The following is a 21,599-nucleotide window of genomic DNA, read 5'->3' as shown; positions in this document are numbered from 1 at the left end:
CTCGAGGAGGTCGGTCGCCTCCTCGATGCGGCGTTGACACGGGACACGGTCACCCGCCTCGTCTGCCCCTCCTGCGGCTCCCTCCACGTGGCGCAAGTCCTCGGCGACAACGGCGGGATCTCGTACGTGTGCACGGCCTGCGGCCACAGCTGGAGCTGATCGATGGGTGCACACAGGCGAAAGTGCGACTGGTGCGGCAGCGGTACGCCGATCGTCCGTGACATGGAGCCGATCAACCCCGACTACCAGTACTGGTGCGAGGAGTGCGCGCGGGCGCTGATCATAAAGGGCGACCCGATCGAGACGTACCGCGAACTGGAGGGGGAGCCGATCTACGGCCGCCTCCTGGAGGAGCACTGCACCCTCAAGCGGTTCTACTCCTTCGTCACGGCGTGACCGGCAGGACCTGACCGTGGTGGCGTGGCACCGGCCGGGGGGCTCGCGCGGGGCCCCGGCCGGCTCGCGGGACCAACGGGCGTGAACAACGGTCATATCGGGCAGAGCGGAAACCGATTTGGTGAAGCACCCCCTGGACCGTGTAATGTTGGCGTCGCCGCCGGGGAAACCGGGAGGCACACAACAAGGGGCTATAGCTCAGTTGGTAGAGCGCCTGCATGGCATGCAGGAGGTCAGGAGTTCAATTCTCCTTAGCTCCACAGGGATCGAAGGCGGGTCATCCGAAAGGGTGGCCCGCCTTCGGCGTTCCCGGGGCGCGCGGCGAAGCGGCGGGCCACTCCTGGAAGGGTGACCCGCCGACGGTGTGCTCAGCGGCCCAGGGCGCGGCGACCGCGGCCCTGCGAGAGGACCGGCAGGTTGCGCGACGGGGCCTGCGAGCGGGTGTCCTCCTCGAGGCGCAGGGCCAGCGCCGGACAGCGGCGCACCGCGCGCAGCGCCTTGGCCTCCGCGTAGCGCGGCACCTGCGCCTGGGCGACGGTCGGGAAGCCGTCGGCACCCAGTTCGAACACCTCCGGGAGGATGTCCGCGCACAGGCCGTGCCCCCGGCACAGGGTCCAGTCGACGTAGATCTTCTGGCGGCTGGGACCGATCTCCTCGGCCGCGCCGCCGCCGGGGACGCCCGTCGGGACCCTGCCGTCCTCGAAGAGCGGCAGCACGCCCTCCACGGGCCGTCCGCAGCCGTTGCCGAGGACATGGGCGGCCAGGTCGTCCGTGAACGCCTTGATGGTGGACTCCAGGAACATCGCCGAGCCGTCCGGGTGCGAGCACGCGCCGCGCCGCTTGACGTTCTTGGCGACCTGCTTGAGCGCCTCCAGAGCGGCCGGTCCGCCGCCGTTGAGAATGTCCTCCATGCCGCGCGCGGCGGCCGGCAGCCCGAGGTAGCAGGGGCCGCACTGGCCGGCGCTCTCCTCGGCCAGCCACTTGGCCACCTGCAACGACTCGCCCAGCGGGCAGGTGTTCTGACTGATCGGCAGAATCGCCCCGGCGCCGAGCGAACCTCCCACCGCGTCCAGGGAGTTGCGCGAGACGATCGCCTCGTTGACGGTGGCCGCGTCGATCCACTTGCCGTGGTAGCCGCCGGTCAGCACGCCCTGCGGCACGGGCGGGGCACCGGCCAGCTGAAGGACGTAGCGCAGCGGCACGCCCGTGGGGACCTCGATCACCATAGGGCGGGCGACGGCGCCGGAGACCGTCAGCATGACGGTGCCCGGCTCGTCGTACAGGCCGGTGTTGCCGTAGCGCTCGGGTCCGATGCGAGCGGCGATGGCCATCTGCGCGAAGGTCTCGGCGTTGGACAGCAGGGTGGGCGCACCGCCGACGCCGGTCTGCGAGGCGCTCACCTTGCGGCCGGGCGGGATCGCCGGACCGCCGTCGATGGAGCGGATCAGCGACGCCGCCGCGCCCGTGACCATGCGCACCGGATTGCGCTGCACGCGCGCGCGGAGTGCCGATCTGCGGCCGTTGCTCAGGCCCCGTTCGGCCAGGGCGGCCTCCATGGAGCGCTGGGTGGACTCGCGGGTGACCCCCACCACGAGCGTGCGGGCACCGAGGGCCTCCGCGCACAGCAGGGCACCGTCCAGGATGAGGTGCGGAGCACGGTTGATGAGCACCGTGTCCTTGCGGCAGGCCGGCTCGTCCTCGCTGCCGTTGACGACGACGACCGGCCGTACGCCGCGGCGGATGGCCGACTCGGCGACCGACCGCAGCTTCTTGTGGAAGGGGAAGCCCGCGCCGCCGCGGCCCCTGAGGTTGATCGCCTCGGCGAGCTGCGCGAGCTGCTCGCCGCCCAGCGGTTCGAGCGGACCGTGCACCTTCAGGTGCATGGGCAGGTCGAGTCGTTCCACAAGGTCGAAGCCCGACGTGAGCTGCGGGAGTCCGACGACGCGGACCTCCGGGACGTCGGGCAGGGCCTCGTTCACCTATGGCCTCCGGAAGGGGTGTTCCAAGGTTCCCCCGAACCCGGCGCGTCGAAGGGGGCGCCGGGGTGTGTTTCAGTTGCGGGACCGCTCATGTACGTGTCGTTCGAGTTGTACGTGCCGTGGACCGGGTTCGTCTCACCGGTGTCGTACACATCACGTCCGCCGTAGCCGTTCGTGCCCGGATTGCCGTAGGGCGGGATGGTGTGTCCCGTGTCGTTCAGCGGGTCGTAGGCCGATGGAGGCGCCTCGCCGACGGGCGGCGGCGACGGGATCGGCCAGCTGCCCGAGGCGCCCGCCGTGCTCTCCATGCGCGGCATCGCCCCGGTGGCCTGCATGTCGAAGGGCAGGTCCATGCGCGCGGTCCGGTCGGCGGCGAAGGGCTGCCGCGGTGGCGCGACGGCCCGGTAGGCGGCCGCGAAGCCGGAGGTGTCCTCCTGGGCGGCGCCGGCCGCGGGGGCCTCGTAGAGCGGCGCGGAGGGGGCCGCGACACGCGGCAGGGAGCCGGTCGTGCCGGTGCGCGGGGGCCGCTCCGCCCGCGTGTTCTCGTAGCCCGGCAGTACGGACTCCGCCACCCTGGCCCGGCTGGAGTCGAGGTCGTCCAGCTCCGGCCGCTCACCGCCGCCGAGCAGCGTCACCAGCCGGTCGGCGACCTTGCGCTTGTACGGGCGCGGTGCCGCGCGCAGCGCCAGGGCCCCCATGACGCCGAGCAGGGACAGGCTGTAGAGGATCACGAAGATCGGCTTGGCCTGGCGGCCGGCGTACAGGCCGTGGACCAGCGCCGCGCACCAGGCCGGGTAGGCCAGCATGTGCATGGCCCGCCAGCGCGCCGCGACCGGGGCGGGCGTGGCGAAGTTGCTGCGCAGCGCGCCCGTGATGCCGACGAAGATCATCAGCAGCCCGGCCAGGGAGCCGAGGCCGATCAGCCCGCCGCTTCCGGTGACGCCGAGCGAGAACGGAAGAACCGCGGCGATCACCTGGGTGTGGTCCAGCGCGATCTTGGTGGTGATGTGCAGCAGGAGGAACGCGATCGAGGCGACCGCGGTGGTCCGGTGCACCGCCTGGCCCACGATCCGCTGGCGCGTGTTGAGGAAGATCCGGTCCTGGGCGACCAGGCCCCAGATCACCGAGCAGCTGAGGGAGACCAGGGAGAGGACGCCCGCGCCGAAGTTCAGGAACTGGCGGAACTGGCTGCCTCCCACCAGCACGACCACGGGTATCAGGAGCAGGACGACAGCGGACGCCACCCCATAGGCCGACCGGCCCGGTTTGGGGAGCGAGCTGTTACTGCGACGAGGGTTCATGGGGGCAACTCCGAGCGGTTCGGGTGAGCGGTCCCGGGGACGAACTCTAAGTGGCCCCAAACCGAGCAGTACGCCGTTTGAGTTATTGCGTTGTTATCAACGGAACGTTCTGCACTCCTGTTGTCCCTATAGCGTCCGTTACGCCGGGAAATCTTTGAACTGTGTTCAACTTTTCCGAACCTTCACAAGCGGATTGATACGTTCCTGTGAGGTTCGACGGCCCTGGGCGGGTGGCCGGACGGAGGCTCGTCGCGGCGCGCTCGACGGCTGCGGTACCCTGACGCCATGCGTGCCGTACGCCTTCTGCTTAGCGAGCCGCGCTGATCAGTCCCGACCGCCGGTGAATCGGGCGGTCGGAATCGGCGCGGCGTCCCCTCCTGTGCGAGGGGATTTTTCGTTTCTTGAAAGTCGCAGCCGCCGGCAGAGACGATCGATGGAGCTTTGAGGATCATGAGCGAGACGAACTCCGCTGCCACCGCCGCCACCCCGGCGGAGGCGGCGCCGCACCGCTACACGGCCGCCGTGGCGGCCGAGATCGAGGCACGCTGGCAGGACTTCTGGGACGCCGAGGGCACCTACGCGGCACCGAACACCAAGGGTGACCTGGCCGGCGACCCCGAGCTGGCCGCCCGGCCCAAGAAGTTCATCATGGACATGTTCCCGTACCCGTCCGGTGCGGGCCTGCACGTCGGCCACCCCCTGGGCTACATCGCGACCGATGTATACGCCCGGTTCCAGCGGATGACCGGCCACAACGTCCTGCACACCCTGGGCTTCGACGCCTTCGGCCTGCCCGCCGAGCAGTACGCCGTGCAGACCGGTACGCACCCGCGCGTGTCCACCGAGGCCAACATCGAGAACATGAAGGCCCAGCTGCGCCGGCTGGGCCTGGGCCACGACAAGCGCCGGTCGTTCGCCACGATCGACCCGGACTACTACAAGTGGACCCAGTGGATCTTCCTGCAGATCTTCAACTCCTGGTACGACGACGAGGCCAGGCGGGCCCGTCCCATCTCGGAGCTGATCGCCCAGTTCGAGTCCGGTGAGCGTGCCGTACCGGGACACACGCGCGGATGGCACCAGCTGAACCAGGCCGAGCGCGCCGACGTCCTGGGCCAGTTCCGCCTGGCCTACGCCTCCGACGCGCCGGTCAACTGGTGCCCCGGCCTGGGCACCGTGCTGGCCAACGAGGAGGTCACCGCCGACGGCCGCTCCGAGCGCGGCAACTACCCGGTCTTCAAGGCCAAGCTGCGCCAGTGGAACATGCGCATCACCGCCTACGCCGACCGGCTGCTGGAGGACCTGGAGGAGCTGGACTGGCCCGAGGCCATCAAGCTGCAGCAGCGCAACTGGATCGGCCGCAGCGAGGGCGCCCGCGTCGACTTCCCCATCGACGGCGAGCACATCACCGTCTTCACCACCCGCCCGGACACCCTGTTCGGCGCCACCTACATGGTGCTGGCCCCCGAGCACCCGCTGGTGGAGAAGTTCACCCCGGGCGCCTGGCCGGAGGGCACCCACGAGGTGTGGACCGGCGGCCACGCCACCCCCGCCGAGGCCGTCGCCGCCTACCGCGCGCAGGCCGCCTCGAAGTCCGACGTCGAACGCCAGGCCGAGGCCAAGGACAAGACGGGCGTCTTCACCGGCGCGTTCGCGACCAACCCCGTCAACGGCGAGAAGGTCCCCGTCTTCATCGCCGACTACGTCCTGATGGGCTACGGCACGGGCGCCATCATGGCCGTCCCGGCGCACGACAGCCGCGACTTCGCGTTCGCCCGCGCCTTCGAACTGCCGATGCGCTGCGTCGTGGAGCCGTCCGACGACCGCGGCACCGACCCGTCGACGTGGGACGACGCCTTCGTGTCCTACGACGCGCGGATCGTCAACTCCTCCGGTGCCGACGACCTGACGCTGGACGGACTGGGCGTCGTCGAGGCCAAGGCACGCATCACCGAGTGGCTGGAGCGCAAGGGCATCGGTGAGGGCACCGTCAACTTCCGCCTGCGCGACTGGCTGTTCAGCCGCCAGCGCTACTGGGGCGAGCCCTTCCCGATCGTCTACGACGAGGACGGCGTCGCCCACGCGCTGCCCGAGTCGATGCTGCCGCTGGAGCTGCCCGAGGTCGAGGACTACTCGCCGCGCACCTTCGACCCGGACGACGCCGACACCCAGCCCGAGACGCCGCTGTCGCGCAACGAGGAGTGGGTCCACGTCACCCTGGACCTGGGCGACGGACCCAAGAAGTACCGCCGCGAGACCAACACCATGCCCAACTGGGCCGGTTCCTGCTGGTACGAGCTGCGGTACCTGGACCCGCACAACAGCGAGCAGCTGGTCGACCCGGAGATCGAGCGCTACTGGATGGGCCCGCGCCAGGGCATGCCGCACGGCGGCGTCGACCTGTACGTCGGCGGCGCCGAGCACGCCGTGCTGCACCTGCTGTACGCGCGCTTCTGGTCCAAGGTCCTGTACGACCTGGGCCACGTCTCCTCCGCGGAGCCGTTCCACAAGCTGTTCAACCAGGGCATGATCCAGGCCTACGTCTACCGTGACAGCCGTGGCATCGCGGTGCCGGCCGCCGAGGTGGAGGAGCGCGACGGCGCCTACTACTACCAGGGCGAGAAGGTCAGCCGCCTGCTGGGCAAGATGGGCAAGTCCCTGAAGAACGCCGTCACTCCGGACGAGATCTGCGCCGAGTACGGCGCGGACACACTGCGTCTGTACGAGATGGCGATGGGTCCGCTGGACGTCTCCCGGCCGTGGGACACGCGCGCGGTGGTGGGCCAGTTCCGGCTGCTGCAGCGGCTGTGGCGCAACATCGTCGACGAGACCACCGGCGAGGTCACCGTCTCCGACGCCGAGGCGGACGAGGAGACGCTGCGCGCCCTGCACAAGGCGATCGACGGCGTGCGCGGCGACCTGGAGGGGATGCGGTGCAACACCGCCATCGCCAAGGTCACCGAGCTGAACAACCACCTGACCAAGGCCGGCGGGGCGGTGCCGCGCCCGGTCGCCGAGTCGCTGGTGCTGATGGTCGCGCCGCTGGCCCCGCACATCGCCGAGGAGCTGTGGCGCAAGCTGGGCCGCACCGGCTCCGTCGTCCACCAGGACTTCCCGGTCGCCGACCCGGCGTACGTCGTGGACGAGTCCGTGACCTGCGTCGTCCAGATCAAGGGCAAGGTCAAGGCGCGTCTGGAGGTCCCGCCGACGATCTCCGGGGAGGAGCTGGAGAAGGTGGCGCTGGCCGACGAGAAGGTCGTCGCGGCACTGGGTGGCGCGGGCATCCGCAAGGTGATCGTGCGGGCGCCGAAGCTGGTGAACATCGTCCCGGCGTGAGGGCGCGGTGTCGTGACGGAGGGGATGTCGTGACGGCCGGGGCATGAGCGGCTCCGGGTAGTCCCCTACGGGCAGGTTCGGGGTTCTTCCGGAACCCCGGGCCTGCCCGTTGCGTTTACCGTGGAAGAGCGGCGCGGCCTGCGCCGCCCGAGCCGAGGAGGAGCGCCGTGGAAGCAGTCGTCGCAGTCTTCGCCGTGCTCTTCGTGCTCTGCCTGGTGCTCGGCGCCTACGCCACGGTCAAGGCCGTCGGCGCCGCCAAGCGTGGCGTGGACCGCACGATCAGCCAGGCCCGCCGCGCGGTGGAGGACCAGACCCTGCGCGCCAAGTCCCTCGGCCGGTCCGGCCCCGCCGGCGAGCTGGCCGAGCTCCGGCTCACCCTGCGCACCTCGATGCGCGCCACCCAGGACGCCTTGTACGCGGGCGCGGCCGAGGACGACTCCCTGAAGGAGTCCGTCGCCCTGTTCGAGCGGCTCAGCGCGTACGGGCACCAACTGGACGCCGAACTCAAGCGCCTGGAGGGCGAGCCCAATCGGGCGACGCTCGCCGAGCGGCTCCCGGGCCTGCGCGAGAGGACGCTGCGCATCACGGACTCGGCCGACTCCCTGCGCTGGGCGGCCCATGACCGTGCCCGCCGCTTCGCCGAGGACGACCTGGACATGCTCAGCGCCCAGATCGACGTGGAGGCCGGGGCCCTGCGCCACTGGACCGGCCCGGAGCCCGCGGCCGCATCCGAGCCGTGGCCCGAGACCCCGGCCGACGGCCAGGACCGGCGAAGCGCGCCACAGACCCCACGGCCGGGCTCCGCCCCGGAGGCCGCCCCTCCCGCCATCACCCCGCCGGGACGTCGCCCCGTCCACTCCTGGCAGAAGAAACCCCGCCCCGAGAGCACCACTTGATCGGCTTGATCCGGCCAGTGGCACACCCGGTCAGCGGGCCCGGGCTGCCGTCCGGGCGCTACGGCAGGTAACCTCCAGCTCATGTCCCGCCATGTCGCGATCGTCACCGATTCAACGGCCTACCTGCCGCCGCGGACGATGGCGCGCCACGGCATCACCACGGTCCCGCTGACCGTGGTCCTCGGCGACCGGGCGCTCGAAGAGGGCACGGAGATCTCCACCCGCTCCCTGGCCCAGGCCCTGCAGAAGCGCCGGCCCGTCACCACCTCGCGGCCCAGCCCCGAACTCTTCGCCGAGACCTACCGCAAGGTGGCCGAATCCGGTGCGTCCGGCATCGTCTCCCTGCACCTGTCCGCGGAACTGTCGGGCACGTACGACGCGGCGGTGCTCGCGGCCCGCGAGGCACCCGTGCCGGTGCGCGTGGTGGACACCGGAATGGTCGCGATGGCACTCGGCTTCTGCGCCCTGGCCGCCGCGGAGACGGCCGGGTCCGGCGGCACCATCGACGACGCGGTCACCGCCGCGGAGAAGCGGGCCGGGGGCACCTCCGCCCACTTCTACGTCGACACGCTCGACTATCTGCGCCGCGGCGGCCGCATCGGCGCCGCGCAGGCCCTGCTCGGTTCCGCGCTCGCCGTCAAACCGCTGCTCCAGCTGGAAGGCGGCCGCATCGAGCTCCTGGAGAAGGTACGGACGGCCTCGAAGGCGATCGCCCGCCTGGAGGAGATCGCGGCCGAGCGCGCGAGCGGGGCCGGCATCGACATCGCCGTCCACCATCTCGCGGCTCCGGAACGGGCGTCGGCCCTCGCGGACCGGCTGCGGGCGCGGGTGCCCGGGCTGGCCGAGCTGCATGTGAGCGAGGTCGGGGCCGTGATCGGGGCGCACACCGGGCCGGGGTTGCTGGGGGTTGTGGTCTCCCCTCGATGAGGCGTCTCGATGAGGCGTCGCCTCTCTCGATACCTCGTGCGGGTGACGGAGTTGTCCACAACCCGGGAGTAATCCCCGGGAATCAAGCAAGATCATCGTGAATGTGCCGAACTGCCTGATGCTCGTCGCATGGCACTTCGAGCACACTCACGCACAGCGACGGCAACCAGTGGCCCCGGCCGTGGCCCCGACTCGGACGGCCGCACCCGCCACCGCCGCCCGCCCGCCCGGCGCGGCCCCCGGCACCGCCACGCGCAGGCCGAGGACCTGCGCCGACGCGCTCGAGCACTGTTCGTCGAACACACCGGGCGGCTGGGGGAGTCGGAACACACGGAACGGCTGGGGGAGTGGCGACACACCGATCGGCCGGCGGAGTCGGAGAACGGACCACCGTGGCCGGTGACGGTGAACCCCGCCAGGCCGAGGGAGCAGAACTCCCTTCCGCCCGGCGCGAGCACCACTGCTGTGACCGGCAAGGGGCCGGCTGCCACGAGCGACGTGCTGTCGGCCGACGTGGGCGAAGCGGAGTCGGCCGCCGAGGGTGAGGCCGGTCCGGGCGTCGCCGCCGTGCGCACGGGCGTGGGCGTGCGGGCGGACTGGCGGGACAGGGCCCGGCTCGCGCTGCGTGAGCGGATGCCGATGTGGGTGCAGACGCGGTGTGGCCTCGAGCGCAGGAGCGTGATCGCCCTCACGGTGGTGTTCGTCGTCGCCGGGGCCTTCGCCTTGCAGCACTTCTGGGCCGGCCGCGGCGAGGAGATCCGGGCGCCCGAGGTGGTGCGGGCCGTCGCCCCCGCCCCGGGCCGAGAAGAGGACAAGCCCACCGCCTTCGGCGCCTCGGCGCCTTCACCGGGCACCACTGCCTCGGCCGGCCCCGAGATCGTCGTGGACGTCAGCGGCAAGGTCCGTCACCCCGGGATCCATCGGCTCCCGGCGGGTTCACGGGTCGCCGACGCGCTGCGGGCGGCGGGCGGAGTGCGCCCCGGCACCGACCTCGACGGTCTCAACCGGGCCAGGTTCCTCGTGGACGGTGAACAGGTGGTCGTCGGCGGGCCCGCCCCGGCGACGGGATCCGCCGTGGCCGGAACGGCCGCCGGGGGAACGGCTGCCGGGGGAGCGGCCGGAGCGGGTGCGGCGGGGCTGCCCGCAGCCCCGGTCTCTCTGAACACCGCCACCGCCGAGCAGTTGGAGACCCTGCCCGGTGTCGGTCCCGTGCTGGCCCAGCACATCATCGACTACCGCACACAGCACGGCGGTTTCCGCTCGGTGGACGAGTTGCGCCAGGTCAGCGGCATCGGTGACCGCCGCTTCGCCGACCTGCGAAGCCTGGTGAGGTCATGAGCCGGACCCCCGCCCTCACCGTGCCCCGCACGCGCCCCGCGGTGCACGCCGCCTCCGGCAAACGGCTCGGAGCCGCCCACCCCCGACAGGAAGGACCGGCCGACTTACGGCTCGTCCCTCCCGCGCTCGCGGCCTGGGCCACGGCGGCCGTGGCTCTGGCGGCCCCGGCCGGATGGGTGACCGGCTTCGTGGCCGTGTGCCTCGCCGCGGCCGCCATGCTCCTGTTCGCCACCCGGCGGCAACGAGGACGAGCCAGGCGGAGCAGGACAGCACCCACACACGAACCTGCACCCGTCCCCACCCCCTCGCCACCGCCGTCCCCACTCCCGCCCACACCCCCAGCCTCGTCCACCGGCTCCCGTGGCTGGGCGCGCACCTCCGTCGCCGCGGTGCTGCTCGCCGCCGCCGCGGCCGCCGCTTCCGCGGGGCTGCACGGAGCCGACGTGCGCCGAGGACCCGTGCCCGGGCTGGCCCGGCAGTACGCCACCGTGATCGCCGAGGTGGAGCTGACCGCAGACCCGCGGCTCACCCGGCCCCGGGTCAGCGGCGACCACATGGCGCCGGACTCGGTGCTGATCGACGCCGAGGTACGGCGCGTGGAGCGGGTGGGCGACGCGGGGGCCGCGGCGGCCGCGGAGACCCGGGCGCCCGTGCTGATCCTGGTGAACACCGCCGGGCAGGCGCACGGGCACGGAGCCGACGCTCGGCCCTCGCCCTGGCTGGGGCTGCTGCCCTCCACGCGGCTGAGAGTGACCGCGCGGCTGGCGCCCCCGCTCGCCGACGGCGACCGGATCGCGGCAGTACTGCGGGTCCGGGGCCGGGCGGCGCCCGAGGTGATCGGGGGACCGTCGGCGCCACAACGGCTGGCGGGCCGGCTGCGGGCCGGGCTGCGCGCGGCGACGGACGGACTGCCGGGGGACGCCCGGGCGCTGCTGCCGGGGCTGGTCGTGGGAGACACCTCCCGGGTCACACCCGACTTGGACGAGGCGTTCAAGGAGACGGACCTCGCCCACACGCTGGCCGTCTCCGGAAGCAACCTCACGGTCCTGCTGGCCCTGCTCATCGGCCCGCCCGGACTGGCCCAGCACGTCGAACGCCGTGGCCTGGCGCCGAGACTCGGTCTGTCGCTGCGGGCCACCGCGCTGCTGTGCGGAGTGCTCACCCTCGGATTCATCGTCGTGTGCCGGCCGGATCCGAGCGTGCTGCGCGCCGCGGCGTGCGGGTCGGTCGCGCTGCTCGCCCTGGCGACCGGCCGCCGCCGATCGCTGATCCCGGCCCTGGCGACGGCCGTACTGCTGCTGGTGCTCTACGACCCGTGGCTCGCCCGTAGTTACGGCTTCCTGCTGTCGGTGCTGGCCACCGGCGCCCTGCTCACGCTGGCGCCCCGCTGGAGCGCGGCGTTGCGCCGGCGCCGGGTGCCCGTCCGCCTGGCCGAGGGGCTGGCCGCCGCGGCAGCGGCGCAGGCGCTGTGCGCGCCGGTGGTCGCCGTGCTGTCGGCGCGGGTCAGTCTGGTGGCGGTGCCGTGCAACCTGCTCGCGGAGGTCGCGGTCGCGCCCGCCACGGTGCTGGGATTCGCGGCGCTGGTGACCGCGCCGTCGGTGATGCCGGTGGCGAAGGTGTTCGCGTGGTGCGCGAGTTGGCCCACCGGGTGGATCGCGGACGTGGCCAGGACCGGGGCGGCGCTGCCCGGCGGGGGAGTGGACTGGCCGGGCAGCTGGACCGGGGCGCTGCTGCTGGGCCTGGCCACGGTGGTGGTCGTACTGGTGGGCCGGCGGCTGCTGGGTCACCCGTGGCTGTGCGCCCTGTGCGGGGTGCTGCTCCTGCTGGTGCTGGTGCAGCCGCCGCCGCTGACCCGGGTGATCACCGGCTGGCCGCCGCCGGGCTGGCGGTTCGCGATGTGCGACGTCGGCCAGGGTGACGCGACGGTGCTCGCCGCGGGTCCGGGCACCGGAGTGGTGGTGGACGCCGGGCCCGACCCGAAGCCGGTGGATCACTGTCTGCGCGCGCTGGGCATCACCAGGATCCCGTTGGTCGTGCTGACCCACTTCCACGCCGACCACGTGACCGGACTGCCCGGTGTCCTGCGGGGACGCTCGGTGGGCGCCATCGAGACGACCGGGTACGAGGAGCCCGCGGACCAGGCGGAGTTCGTACGGAGGGAGGCGGCCGGGCGGGGCATTCCGCTCACCCACGCCGCCGCCGGGGAGGAGCGTCGGATCGGCGGGCTGAGCTGGCAGGTCCTGTGGCCTCCGCCGAGCCCGTCCCTGGATCCCGACGGGCCCAACGACGCCAGTGTGACGCTGCTCGTCCGCTCCGGCGGGCTGCGGCTGTTGCTGCTGGGTGACCTGGAACCCCCGGCACAGCAGCAGTTGTTGCGGTCGCCGGGCCTCGCCCGGCTGGTCGGTGTGGACGTGCTCAAGGTCGCCCATCACGGCTCCGCCCACCAGGACCCGGACCTGATACGGGTGGTGGCTCCGCGGCTGGCGCTGATCTCCTGCGGTGCGGGCAACATGTACGGACACCCGGCTCCGAGCACGGTCGCGGCGCTACGGGCGGAGGGTGCGAGAGTGCTGCGGACGGACCGGGACGGGGCCCTCGCGGTCACCGGGGACGGTGCCCGATTGCGGGTGGTGCGGGACTGAGGGCAAGGACTCCTGGGCACGGTGGGTGGCGGTCTGCGGGCGAAGTGGTCCGGGGCAAGGCATCGCGGGCACCGAACATGTTGTTCGTGTACGTGAACCGATGACGGGATTGCGCGGCCGTGGGGAAGGCGGGATCTCCGGTGCGGTCCCTGTGGGTTTGCGGAACCTCCAGGGCGACGGGGGCATGGCAAAAATCAGGAAGCCGGTCACCGTTCACATACTTGTCAGCCCGGCCGGGATCGCTCTACCCTCACACGGAGAAAGCGCTTTCCCGCGGAAGCGGCCCGCGGTATCGGACGCGGGCCGGGCCCATGGGCCGCAGCACATCCGGTGCGGGGCCGGCCGCGGCTGACCGCACCGAGGTGTCGACGCGTCAGAAGTCCGGAAGGTGTTCCGGGCCGCGGGCGCGTCGTGCCGCCCGTCGCCGGGGCCACGGCGGCGGACACCCGCACCAGGGGGCGGCCGGGACGCCGGCACCGCCCCGCTACCCCCGGCCCCCGGGCCGTCGCGCCTTCGGCGGTGTCCGCACCTCCGTCGCCGCGGCATCCGCGCACCCCCGGGGCCGGTGTCCGGCCGCGCCACCCGCACGACTGCCGCACCACTGACATCAGAGCCGTACCACCCGTACCACACCGGCACCACCGTTCCCGCTCAGTTCCTGGCGGGAGCGGCACCCGCACCGGGCCGGCGGGGTCCCCTCGGGATGGTTATGACATGAGCATGACTATCTCGGCGGATTCAGCACTTCAGTGGCCCGTCGACCCGAACACGGACGCGCGCGGCACCCCCTGCGCGCGATGACGAAAGACGAGGCGAGGATGAGAAAGCCAGTCGCACTGCGACTTTCCGCGGCACTCGGCACGCTGGCCGTGGCGGCGGCGACAGGCGTGGTCCTGACGATGCCGACCGCGGCGGCGGCGACCGCCGGCGCGACCGGGTTCGCCACCCAGAACGGCGGGACCACCGGCGGCGCCGGTGGGACGACGGTCAAGGCCACCACCGGCACCCAGATCCACCAGGCGCTGTGCAGCCGGGCCGGCAGCAGCACCCCGATCACCATCCAGGTGGAGGGGACCATCACCGTCGGCAACACCGCGAAGGTGTCGGGCGACAGTTGCAACACCGCCGCCGGTGTGATCGAGCTGAAGGACATCAGCAACGTCACCATCGTCGGTGTCGGCAGTGGGGCCGTGTTCGACCAGATCGGCATCCACATCCGCGAGTCCAGCAACATCATCGTCCAGAACGTGACCGTCCAGAACGTGAAGAAGTCGGGCTCGCCCACCTCCAACGGCGGTGACGCCATCGGCATGGAGACCGACGTGCACAACGTCTGGGTCGACCACGCCACGCTGAGCGCCTCGGGCGGTGAGTCGGAGGGCTTCGACAGCCTGATCGACATGAAGGACAACACCCGGTACGTGACCCTGTCCTACAGCATCCTGCGCAACTCCGGCCGCGGCGGCCTCATCGGCTCCAGCGACAGCGACCTCGCCAACGGGCCGGTCACCTTCCACCACAACCTGTACCAGAACATCGACTCCCGCACGCCCCTGCTGCGCGGCGCCACCGCCCACATCTACGACAACTACTACGTCAGCCTGAACAAGTCGGGCATCAACTCCCGAGCCGGCGGCAAGGCCAAGGTCGAAAACAACTACTTCAAGGACTCCCAGGACGTCCTCGGCACCTTCTACACCGACCTGCCCGGCTACTGGCAGGTCAGCGGGAACGTCTTCGACAACGTGACCTGGTCGGAGCCGGGCGAGGACAACAACCCCGCCGGTCCGAACCCGACGTCGAACACAACCGTCGGCATCCCCTACTCCTACAGCCTCGACGCCGCGTCCTGCGTGCCGTCGATCGTGACCGCGACGGCGGGCGCCAACAACGGCCTGAAGGTGTCGGACGGCAACTGCACGGCGACGACACCCACCGCGACCGCCACCTCGTCTCCCACGCCGACCGCCACCGCCTCGCCGACGCCCACCCCGACGACGCCCGCCGGCACCAATCTGAGCATCGGCGCCGGCTCCGACGGCTCCAGCAAGGCGAGCGGCACCAGTTACGGCAACGTCCGCGACGGCGACATGAGCACCTACTGGTCGCCGGCCGGCTCGACCGGCTCCATCTCGATCAAGTGGGGCTCGGCGACCACCATCTCCAGGATCAACGTCCGGGAGGCCTCCGGCGCCACCGGCGACATCGGCTCCTGGCGGGTGCTCAACGGTGACACCGGGGCCGTGCTGACCTCGGGCAGCGGAGCGGGCGTCATCTCCTTCGCGCCCACCTCGCTGAAGAAGGTCACCTTCGAGATCACGAGCTCGAACACCACCCCGAAGGTGGCCGAGTTCGAGACCTACGCCTGACATCCGGAAGGGCGGTGACCCCGGCCGGCCGCACGTGCGGCCGGCCGGGGCGGGTGCCTCGCCGCGGCCCGGGTGCCGGACAATGGCCTGCGTGAGTGACGTGAGGCATGTGCTGGTGCTGCCCGACCGCGACGCGGCGGAGGAGGCGGCGGAGGCGCTGGGGGAACGGTTCGGGATCCGGGAGGAGCCGCAGCTCGTACGGGATGCTCTGGCCGGTGAGGACGATGCCGAGGACGCCCAGTGGCTCGTCGTCCTGCGGGATGAGGAGGAACGGCTGGACCCCGGGGAGCTGGACGAGTTCGCGGCGCAGTGGGACGGCTGGCGCGAGGAGCCGTAGGCCCGCCCGCCGCCCGCCGCCCGCCGCCCGCCGCCGCCCGTTGTCAGTGCCGCGTGGGATGCTTGTCGCGATGGCCAGGAAGACTGCGAATGACGACCCTCTCGCCCCGGTGACGCTCGCCGTCGGGCAGGAGGACCTCCTGCTCGACCGTGCCGTGCAGGAGGTGGTGGCCGCCGCGAAGGCCGCCGACGCCGACACGGACGTACGAGACCTCACCCCGGACCAGTTGCAGCCCGGCACGCTCGCCGAGCTGACCAGTCCGTCGCTCTTCGCGGAGCGCAAGGTCGTGGTCGTGCGCAACGCACAGGACCTTTCGGCCGACACGATCAAGGACGTGAAGGCGTATCTGGGGGCGCCCGCCGAGGAGATCACCCTGGTGCTGCTGCACGCGGGCGGCGCGAAGGGCAAGGGGCTGCTGGACGCCGCGCGCAAGGCGGGGGCGCGGGAGGTGGCCTGCCCGAAGATGACCAAGCCGGCCGACCGGCTCGCCTTCGTGCGGGGCGAGTTCCGCGGGCTCGGGCGTTCGGCCACGCCGGAGGCGTGCCAGGCGCTGGTGGACGCGATCGGCAGTGATCTGCGCGAGCTGGCGTCGGCGGTGTCGCAGCTGGTCGCCGACGTCGAGGGGACGATCGACGAGGCCGTCGTCGGGCGTTACTACACCGGGCGGGCCGAGGCCTCCAGCTTCACCGTCGCGGACCGGGCGGTGGAGGGCCGGGCCGCGGAGGCCCTGGAGGCGCTGCGGTGGTCGCTCGCCACGGGCGTGGCGCCGGTGATGATCACCAGCGCGCTGGCCCAGGGCGTGCGCGCGATCGGGAAGCTGGCGTCCGCGCGCGGCGGGCGCCCCGCCGACCTGGCGCGGGAGCTCGGCATGCCGCCGTGGAAGATCGACCGGGTCCGGCAGCAGATGCGCGGCTGGACGCCGGACGGGATCTCGGTGGCTCTGCGGGCGGTGGCCGAGGCGGACGCCGGGGTGAAGGGCGGCGGCGACGATCCCGAGTACGCCCTGGAGAAAGCCGTCGTGACCATCGCCCGAGCCGCACGCTCACGGGGACGCGCCTAGGGCCTGTCCGGCGGATCATGGCGCAGACGCGGGGGCCGGCACGCCCTCCGCCACTGCCTTGACGGCGTGGGGGGACACCCAGCGGCGTTGTCGTCGGTTGCCGACTCGCCCACGCTCGAACGAGCTCGCGCGGGGGCACCCCCATCGCGTCGCCGCCCTACTCCGCCTTGCATCTGGACGCACCAGCCCCCGCTCACCCGGGTCGATCGGCGCCGCCGTTCACCTGCGCCTTGATCCGCCGGACAGGCCCTGGGCGACGAGTCAGGGACTGCCAAGCCGAAGGCCCCGGCCGCTTTCCCTGGGGAAGGGAGGCGGTCGGGGCCTTCGGTCACGCTCGTGGATCCATGCCCGCGTGGCGAACGCAGGCCGCGCATGGATCCTGGGTGCCGGTCGGTAGCGGATGAGAGAGGGCCCGCTCTGGTCCTCCCGGCGTCAAGTCAGGAAGTTCAGCCCTTGAGGGACGCGACCTTGGTAGCAAGCGCCGACTTCTTGTTGGCGGCCTGGTTCTTGTGGATGACGCCCTTCGAGACGGCCTTGTCGAGCTGACGCGCGGCAGCGCGCTGGTACTCGGTGGCCTTCTCGACGTCACCCGCGGCAGCGGCCTCGCGGGCCTTGCGGATCGCGGTCTTCAGGGAGGACTTGACGGCCTTGTTGCGCAGCCGAGCCTTCTCGTTGGTCTTGATCCGCTTGATCTGGGACTTGATGTTCGCCACGAATGAGCCTTCTCTTTCGAAATTTTCCGATGTGCCTCGCGCTGAGAGGGCATGAGACACAGCCCCCCACACTACCAGCGGCCCATCGAGTGGCCCAAACCCGTCGCAGGTCGCCGTCCGTGGGACCATGGAGACTACGTATCGATCCGACCCGAGACCGCAGACGGACAAGCACACGTATGCGGACGCCTCAAGAATCAGGACCCTGCGTGCCCGCGACCCCTACCCATGTGCCCGAGCCGAGCCGTACCGACCCGGCTCTGATCCGCAATTTCTGCATCATCGCGCACATCGACCACGGCAAGTCCACGCTCGCCGACCGGATGCTCCAGCTGACCGGTGTGGTCGAGCAGCGGCAGATGCGCGCTCAGTACCTCGACCGCATGGACATCGAGCGCGAGCGCGGCATCACGATCAAGTCCCAGGCGGTGCGTCTGCCGTGGGCCCCCACCCACGACCCCGGCAACACGCACATCCTCAACATGATCGACACCCCGGGGCACGTCGACTTCACCTACGAGGTCTCACGGTCGCTCGCCGCCTGTGAGGGGACCATCCTCCTCGTCGACGCGGCCCAGGGCATCGAGGCGCAGACCCTCGCCAACCTCTACCTGGCGATGGAGAACGACCTCACGATCATCCCGGTCCTCAACAAGATCGACCTGCCGGCCGCCCAGCCGGAGAAGTTCGCCGAGGAGCTGGCCAACCTCGTCGGCTGCGACCCCGACGACGTGCTGAAGGTCTCCGCCAAGACCGGCCTCGGCGTCGAGGCGCTGCTGGACAAGGTGGTCGACCAGATCCCCGCCCCGGTCGGCGTCAAGGACGCCCCCGCCCGCGCGATGATCTTCGACTCGGTCTACGACTCCTACCGGGGCGTCGTGACGTACGTCCGTGTCATCGACGGCCAGCTCAACAAGCGCGAGCGGATCCGGATGATGTCCACCGGCGCCACCCACGAGCTGCTGGAGATCGGCACCAACTCGCCGGAGATGCTCCCGGCCGACGGCCTGGGCGTCGGCGAGGTGGGCTACCTGATCACCGGTGTGAAGGACGTCCGCCAGTCCAAGGTCGGTGACACCGTCACCAGCCAGAGCAAGGGCGCCGAGGAGGCGCTCGGCGGCTACAAGGACCCGAAGCCGATGGTCTTCTCGGGCCTGTATCCGCTGGACGGGTCCGACTACCCGGAGCTGCGCGAGGCCCTGGACAAGCTCCAGCTCAACGACGCCGCGCTGGTCTACGAGCCGGAGACGTCCGCCGCCCTCGGGTTCGGCTTCCGCGTCGGCTTCCTCGGCCTGCTCCACCTGGACGTGATCCGCGAGCGGCTGGAGCGCGAGTTCGGCCTCGACCTGATCGCCACCGCGCCCAACGTGGTCTACCGCGTGGTCATGGAGGACGGCACCGAGCACGTCGTCACCAACCCGAGCGAGTTCCCCGAGGGGAAGATCAACGAGGTCTTCGAGCCGGTCGTGCGGGCCACGATCCTGGCGCCCACGGAGTTCATCGGCGCGATCATGGAGCTGTGCCAGACCCGGCGCGGCACCCTGCTCGGCATGGACTACCTCTCCGAGGACCGGGTCGAGATCCGCTACACGCTCCCGCTCGCGGAGATCGTCTTCGACTTCTTCGACCAGCTGAAGTCCAAGACCCGCGGTTACGCCTCCCTGGACTACGAGCCCACGGGCGAGCAGACCAGCTCCCTGGTCAAGGTCGACATCCTGCTGCACGGCGACAAGGTGGACGCCTTCTCGGCGATCACCCACAAGGACCAGGCGTACGCGTACGGCGTGCGGCTCGTCGCCAAGCTCAAGGAGCTGATCCCGCGGCAGAGCTTCGAGGTGCCGGTCCAGGCCGCCATCGGCTCGCGCGTGATCGCCCGCGAGACCATCCGCGCCATCCGCAAGGACGTCCTCGCCAAGTGCTACGGCGGTGACATCTCCCGTAAGCGGAAGCTGCTGGAGAAGCAGAAGGAGGGCAAGAAGCGCATGAAGATGGTGGGTTCCGTGGAGGTTCCGCAGGAGGCCTTCATCGCGGTGCTCTCCAGCGATGACAGCGCGGGATCGGCCAAGGGCAAGAAGTAACCGTCGGTAGCCCGAAGCGGGCAGCCGGCGCCCCGGCGAACCGGGTGAAAAGGGGCCCGTCGCGCGAAAGTGCGGCGGGCCCCTGTGCATGGGGGCGGTCGCGCTCTGTAGGAAGTGACAGGCCGCAGCCCCTTACGCGGTGGCGGAAGGCCCCTTAATCTGTCCCTGCTCGATAGTTACTCGCGAGTTAAACAACGGCCGCGAGCCACAGCCCGTGAGCCACCCCAGCGCACCTGATCCAGCCCACCCACCCCTACCTGATCCAGCCCAGCCGCACCTGATCCACCCCAGCCGCACCTGAGCCAGCCGCCGCACTGTCGCGGGCCCCGGAGGATGTCGTGAGCGACGCACAGACCCTGATCGAGAACCGTCCGCCGTCCGTGGCGGCACTCTTTTTGGAGCGTGTGGCGGCCACACCGGACGCCGAGGCCTACCGGTACCCCGTGCCCTCTGCCTCCGGCGAGGGCCCGGACGAGTGGAAGTCGCTGAGCTGGGCGCAGGCCGCCCAGCGGGTCTTCGCGATCGCCGCCGGGCTCATCGAGCTGGGCGTGCGGCCCGAGGAGCGGGTGGCGCTCGCCTCCTCCACACGGGTGGAGTGGCTGCTCGCCGACCTCGGCATCATGTGCGCGGGCGCGGCCACCACCACGATCTACCCGCAGACCAACGCCGAGGAGTCGGCCTTCATCCTCTCCGACTCCGAGAGCAAGGTCCTCGTCGCGGAGAACGCCGACCAGCTCGCCAAGGCGCTCGAGAAGCGGGCGGAGCTGCCCGACCTGCACCACGTCGTCGTGATCGACCCGGCCGGCGCCGAGACCGGCGACTGGGTGCTCACCCTGGCCGAGCTGGAGCAGCGCGGCGCCGCCTACCTGGACAAGCACCCCGAGCTGATCAAGGAGCGGGTCGGCGCGCTCACCAAGGACCAGCTCGCCACCCTCATCTACACCTCCGGCACCACGGGCCGCCCCAAGGGCGTCCGGCTGCCGCACGACAACTGGTCGTACATGGCGAAGGCGATCGCCTCCACCGGCCTGATCGGCCCCGACGACGTGCAGTACCTGTGGCTGCCGCTCGCACACGTCTTCGGCAAGGTCCTCACCTCCGGCCAGATCGAGGTCGGCCACGTCACCGCCGTCGACGGCCGGGTCGACAAGATCATCGAGAACCTGCCGGTGGTCCAGCCGACCTACATGGCGGCCGTCCCGCGTATCTTCGAGAAGGTGTACAACGGCGTGGCCGCCAAGGCCCGCGCGGGCGGCGCGGCCAAGTACAAGATCTTCCAGTGGGCCGCCGAGGTCGCCCGCGAGTACGCGAAGGTCACCCAGGACAACTTCAAGCGCACCGGCGTCCACTCCGCGCCCTTCGCCCTGGCCTCCAAGCACAAGGTCGCCGACAGGCTCGTCTACGCCAAGATCCGCGAGGCCTTCGGCGGGCGGCTGCGCGCCTGTGTGTCGGGCAGCGCCGCGCTCGCCCCCGAGATCGGCTACTTCTTCGCCGGCGCCGGCATCCACATCCTGGAGGGCTACGGCCTCACCGAGTCCTCCGCGGCCTCCTTCGTCAACCCGGGCGAGGCCTACCGCACCGGCACGGTCGGCAAGCCGCTGCCCGGCACCGAGGTCCGTATCGCCGACGACGGCGAGATCCTGCTGCGCGGCCCCGGCATCATGCAGGGCTACCACAAGCTGCCCGAGAAGACCGACGAGGTGCTGGAGTCCGACGGCTGGTTCCACACCGGCGACATCGGCGAACTCTCCCCGGACGGCTATCTGCGCATCACCGACCGCAAGAAGGACCTGATCAAGACCTCCGGCGGCAAGTACATCGCGCCCGCCGAGGTCGAGGGCCAGTTCAAGGCGGTGTGCCCGTACGTCTCCAACATCCTGGTCCACGGCGCCGACCGGAACTTCTGCACCGCCCTCATCGCCCTGGACGAGGTCGCGATCCTGGAGTGGGCCAAGGAGAACGGCCTGGAGGGCAGGTCGTACGCGGACGTCGTCGCCGCGCCGCAGACGGTGGAGATGGTCGACGGCTACGTCAGGCAGCTCAACGAGGGCCTCCAGCGCTGGCAGACCGTCAAGAAGTTCCGGCTGCTCCCGCGCGACCTGGACGTGGAGCACGGCGAGATCACCCCGTCCCTGAAGCTGAAGCGGCCGGTGGTGGAGCGCGAGTACAGGCATCTGATCGACGAGATGTACGCGGGCACCCGCGAGGCCTGACCGGGGCCGAAACG

Annotated in this window: 14 protein-coding genes and 1 tRNA gene; 12 read left to right on the top strand and 3 right to left on the bottom strand. The window is 71.3% G+C overall.

From position 1 onward, the window contains the following. The first annotated feature begins 162 nt into the window (after positions 1-162). Positions 163-396, top strand: coding sequence for a hypothetical protein (locus ABZ484_RS24180; RefSeq protein WP_006136074.1), 234 nt, complete (start codon positions 163-165; stop codon positions 394-396). 187 nt (positions 397-583) lie between these two features. After that, positions 584-656, top strand: a tRNA-Ala gene (locus tag ABZ484_RS24175). Positions 657-764: 108 nt separating this feature from the next. Here ABZ484_RS24175 and ABZ484_RS24170 read toward each other — a convergent pair. Then, a complete protein-coding gene (locus ABZ484_RS24170) occupies positions 765-2,375 on the bottom strand; it encodes an NADH-ubiquinone oxidoreductase-F iron-sulfur binding region domain-containing protein (protein WP_358867999.1) in 1,611 nt (536 codons plus the stop codon). Further along, complete coding sequence (locus ABZ484_RS24165) at positions 2,372-3,676, bottom strand: cytochrome b/b6 domain-containing protein (RefSeq protein ID WP_358867998.1); 1,305 nt, start codon at positions 3,674-3,676, stop codon at positions 2,372-2,374. The genes ABZ484_RS24170 and ABZ484_RS24165 overlap by 4 nt, the downstream gene beginning before the upstream one ends. Positions 3,677-4,126: 450 nt before the next feature. Between ABZ484_RS24165 and leuS the strand changes: the two genes are divergently transcribed. The 8 genes from leuS to holA all read left to right on the top strand — a co-directional run bounded on the left by leuS (position 4,127) and on the right by holA (position 16,581). Beyond that, positions 4,127-7,012, top strand: coding sequence for a leucine--tRNA ligase (gene leuS / locus ABZ484_RS24160; protein WP_358867997.1), 2,886 nt, complete (start codon positions 4,127-4,129; stop codon positions 7,010-7,012). A gap of 167 nt (positions 7,013-7,179) precedes the next feature. After that, positions 7,180-7,908 (top strand): hypothetical protein, encoded by a 729-nt coding sequence (locus ABZ484_RS24155; RefSeq protein WP_358867996.1) that lies wholly within the window; start codon positions 7,180-7,182, stop codon positions 7,906-7,908. Between the two features lie 81 nt (positions 7,909-7,989). Continuing rightward, positions 7,990-8,835, top strand: coding sequence for a DegV family protein (locus tag ABZ484_RS24150; RefSeq protein WP_358867995.1), 846 nt, complete (start codon positions 7,990-7,992; stop codon positions 8,833-8,835). Positions 8,836-8,964: 129 nt separating this feature from the next. Beyond that, positions 8,965-10,173, top strand: a complete 1,209-nt coding sequence (locus ABZ484_RS24145) for a ComEA family DNA-binding protein (protein WP_358867994.1) — start codon at positions 8,965-8,967, stop codon at positions 10,171-10,173. Continuing rightward, complete coding sequence (locus tag ABZ484_RS24140) at positions 10,170-12,815, top strand: ComEC/Rec2 family competence protein (RefSeq protein ID WP_358867993.1); 2,646 nt, start codon at positions 10,170-10,172, stop codon at positions 12,813-12,815. Before ABZ484_RS24145 ends, ABZ484_RS24140 begins: the two co-directional genes overlap by 4 nt. Before the next feature lie 818 nt (positions 12,816-13,633). Further along, positions 13,634-15,184: a pectate lyase gene (locus ABZ484_RS24135; RefSeq protein ID WP_358867992.1), complete on the top strand. Its 1,551-nt coding sequence runs from the start codon at positions 13,634-13,636 to the stop codon at positions 15,182-15,184. Positions 15,185-15,275: 91 nt separating this feature from the next. Then, entirely contained in the window at positions 15,276-15,521 is a 246-nt protein-coding gene (locus ABZ484_RS24130) for a hypothetical protein (protein ID WP_358867991.1), read from the top strand. 70 nt (positions 15,522-15,591) lie between these two features. Beyond that, positions 15,592-16,581 (top strand): DNA polymerase III subunit delta, encoded by a 990-nt coding sequence (gene holA, locus ABZ484_RS24125; protein ID WP_358867990.1) that lies wholly within the window; start codon positions 15,592-15,594, stop codon positions 16,579-16,581. Between the two features lie 446 nt (positions 16,582-17,027). Here the strand turns inward: holA and rpsT are convergent, their stop codons facing one another. Further along, positions 17,028-17,294, bottom strand: a complete 267-nt coding sequence (rpsT, locus tag ABZ484_RS24120; RefSeq protein WP_030172934.1) for a 30S ribosomal protein S20 — start codon at positions 17,292-17,294, stop codon at positions 17,028-17,030. Between the two features lie 209 nt (positions 17,295-17,503). Between rpsT and lepA the strand changes: the two genes are divergently transcribed. Then, on the top strand, positions 17,504-19,372 hold the full coding sequence (gene lepA / locus ABZ484_RS24115; protein ID WP_358867989.1) for a translation elongation factor 4: 1,869 nt from the start codon (positions 17,504-17,506) through the stop codon (positions 19,370-19,372). Positions 19,373-19,710: 338 nt separating this feature from the next. Further along, a complete protein-coding gene (locus tag ABZ484_RS24110) occupies positions 19,711-21,585 on the top strand; it encodes a long-chain fatty acid--CoA ligase (protein WP_358867988.1) in 1,875 nt (624 codons plus the stop codon). The last annotated feature ends 14 nt before the right edge of the window (positions 21,586-21,599 follow it).

It is taken from the genome of Streptomyces sp. NPDC006393 (assembly GCF_040628575.1).
Classification (GTDB): domain Bacteria; phylum Actinomycetota; class Actinomycetes; order Streptomycetales; family Streptomycetaceae; genus Streptomyces.
This window is presented reverse-complemented; position numbering and strand designations above follow the sequence as displayed.

What these genes read in the sequence shown, in the direction of transcription:
- holA (WP_358867990.1), top strand. Translation starts at nt 15,592, where the DNA reads ATGGCCAGGAAGACTGCGAATGACGACCCTCTCGCCCCGGTGACGCTC.
- leuS (WP_358867997.1), top strand. Translation starts at nt 4,127, where the DNA reads ATGAGCGAGACGAACTCCGCTGCCACCGCCGCCACCCCGGCGGAGGCG.
- ABZ484_RS24135 (WP_358867992.1), top strand. Translation starts at nt 13,634, where the DNA reads ATGAGAAAGCCAGTCGCACTGCGACTTTCCGCGGCACTCGGCACGCTG.
- ABZ484_RS24145 (WP_358867994.1), top strand. Translation starts at nt 8,965, where the DNA reads ATGGCACTTCGAGCACACTCACGCACAGCGACGGCAACCAGTGGCCCC.
- ABZ484_RS24150 (WP_358867995.1), top strand. Translation starts at nt 7,990, where the DNA reads ATGTCCCGCCATGTCGCGATCGTCACCGATTCAACGGCCTACCTGCCG.
- ABZ484_RS24165 (WP_358867998.1), bottom strand. Translation starts at nt 3,676, where the DNA reads ATGAACCCTCGTCGCAGTAACAGCTCGCTCCCCAAACCGGGCCGGTCG.
- ABZ484_RS24140 (WP_358867993.1), top strand. Translation starts at nt 10,170, where the DNA reads ATGAGCCGGACCCCCGCCCTCACCGTGCCCCGCACGCGCCCCGCGGTG.
- ABZ484_RS24180 (WP_006136074.1), top strand. Translation starts at nt 163, where the DNA reads ATGGGTGCACACAGGCGAAAGTGCGACTGGTGCGGCAGCGGTACGCCG.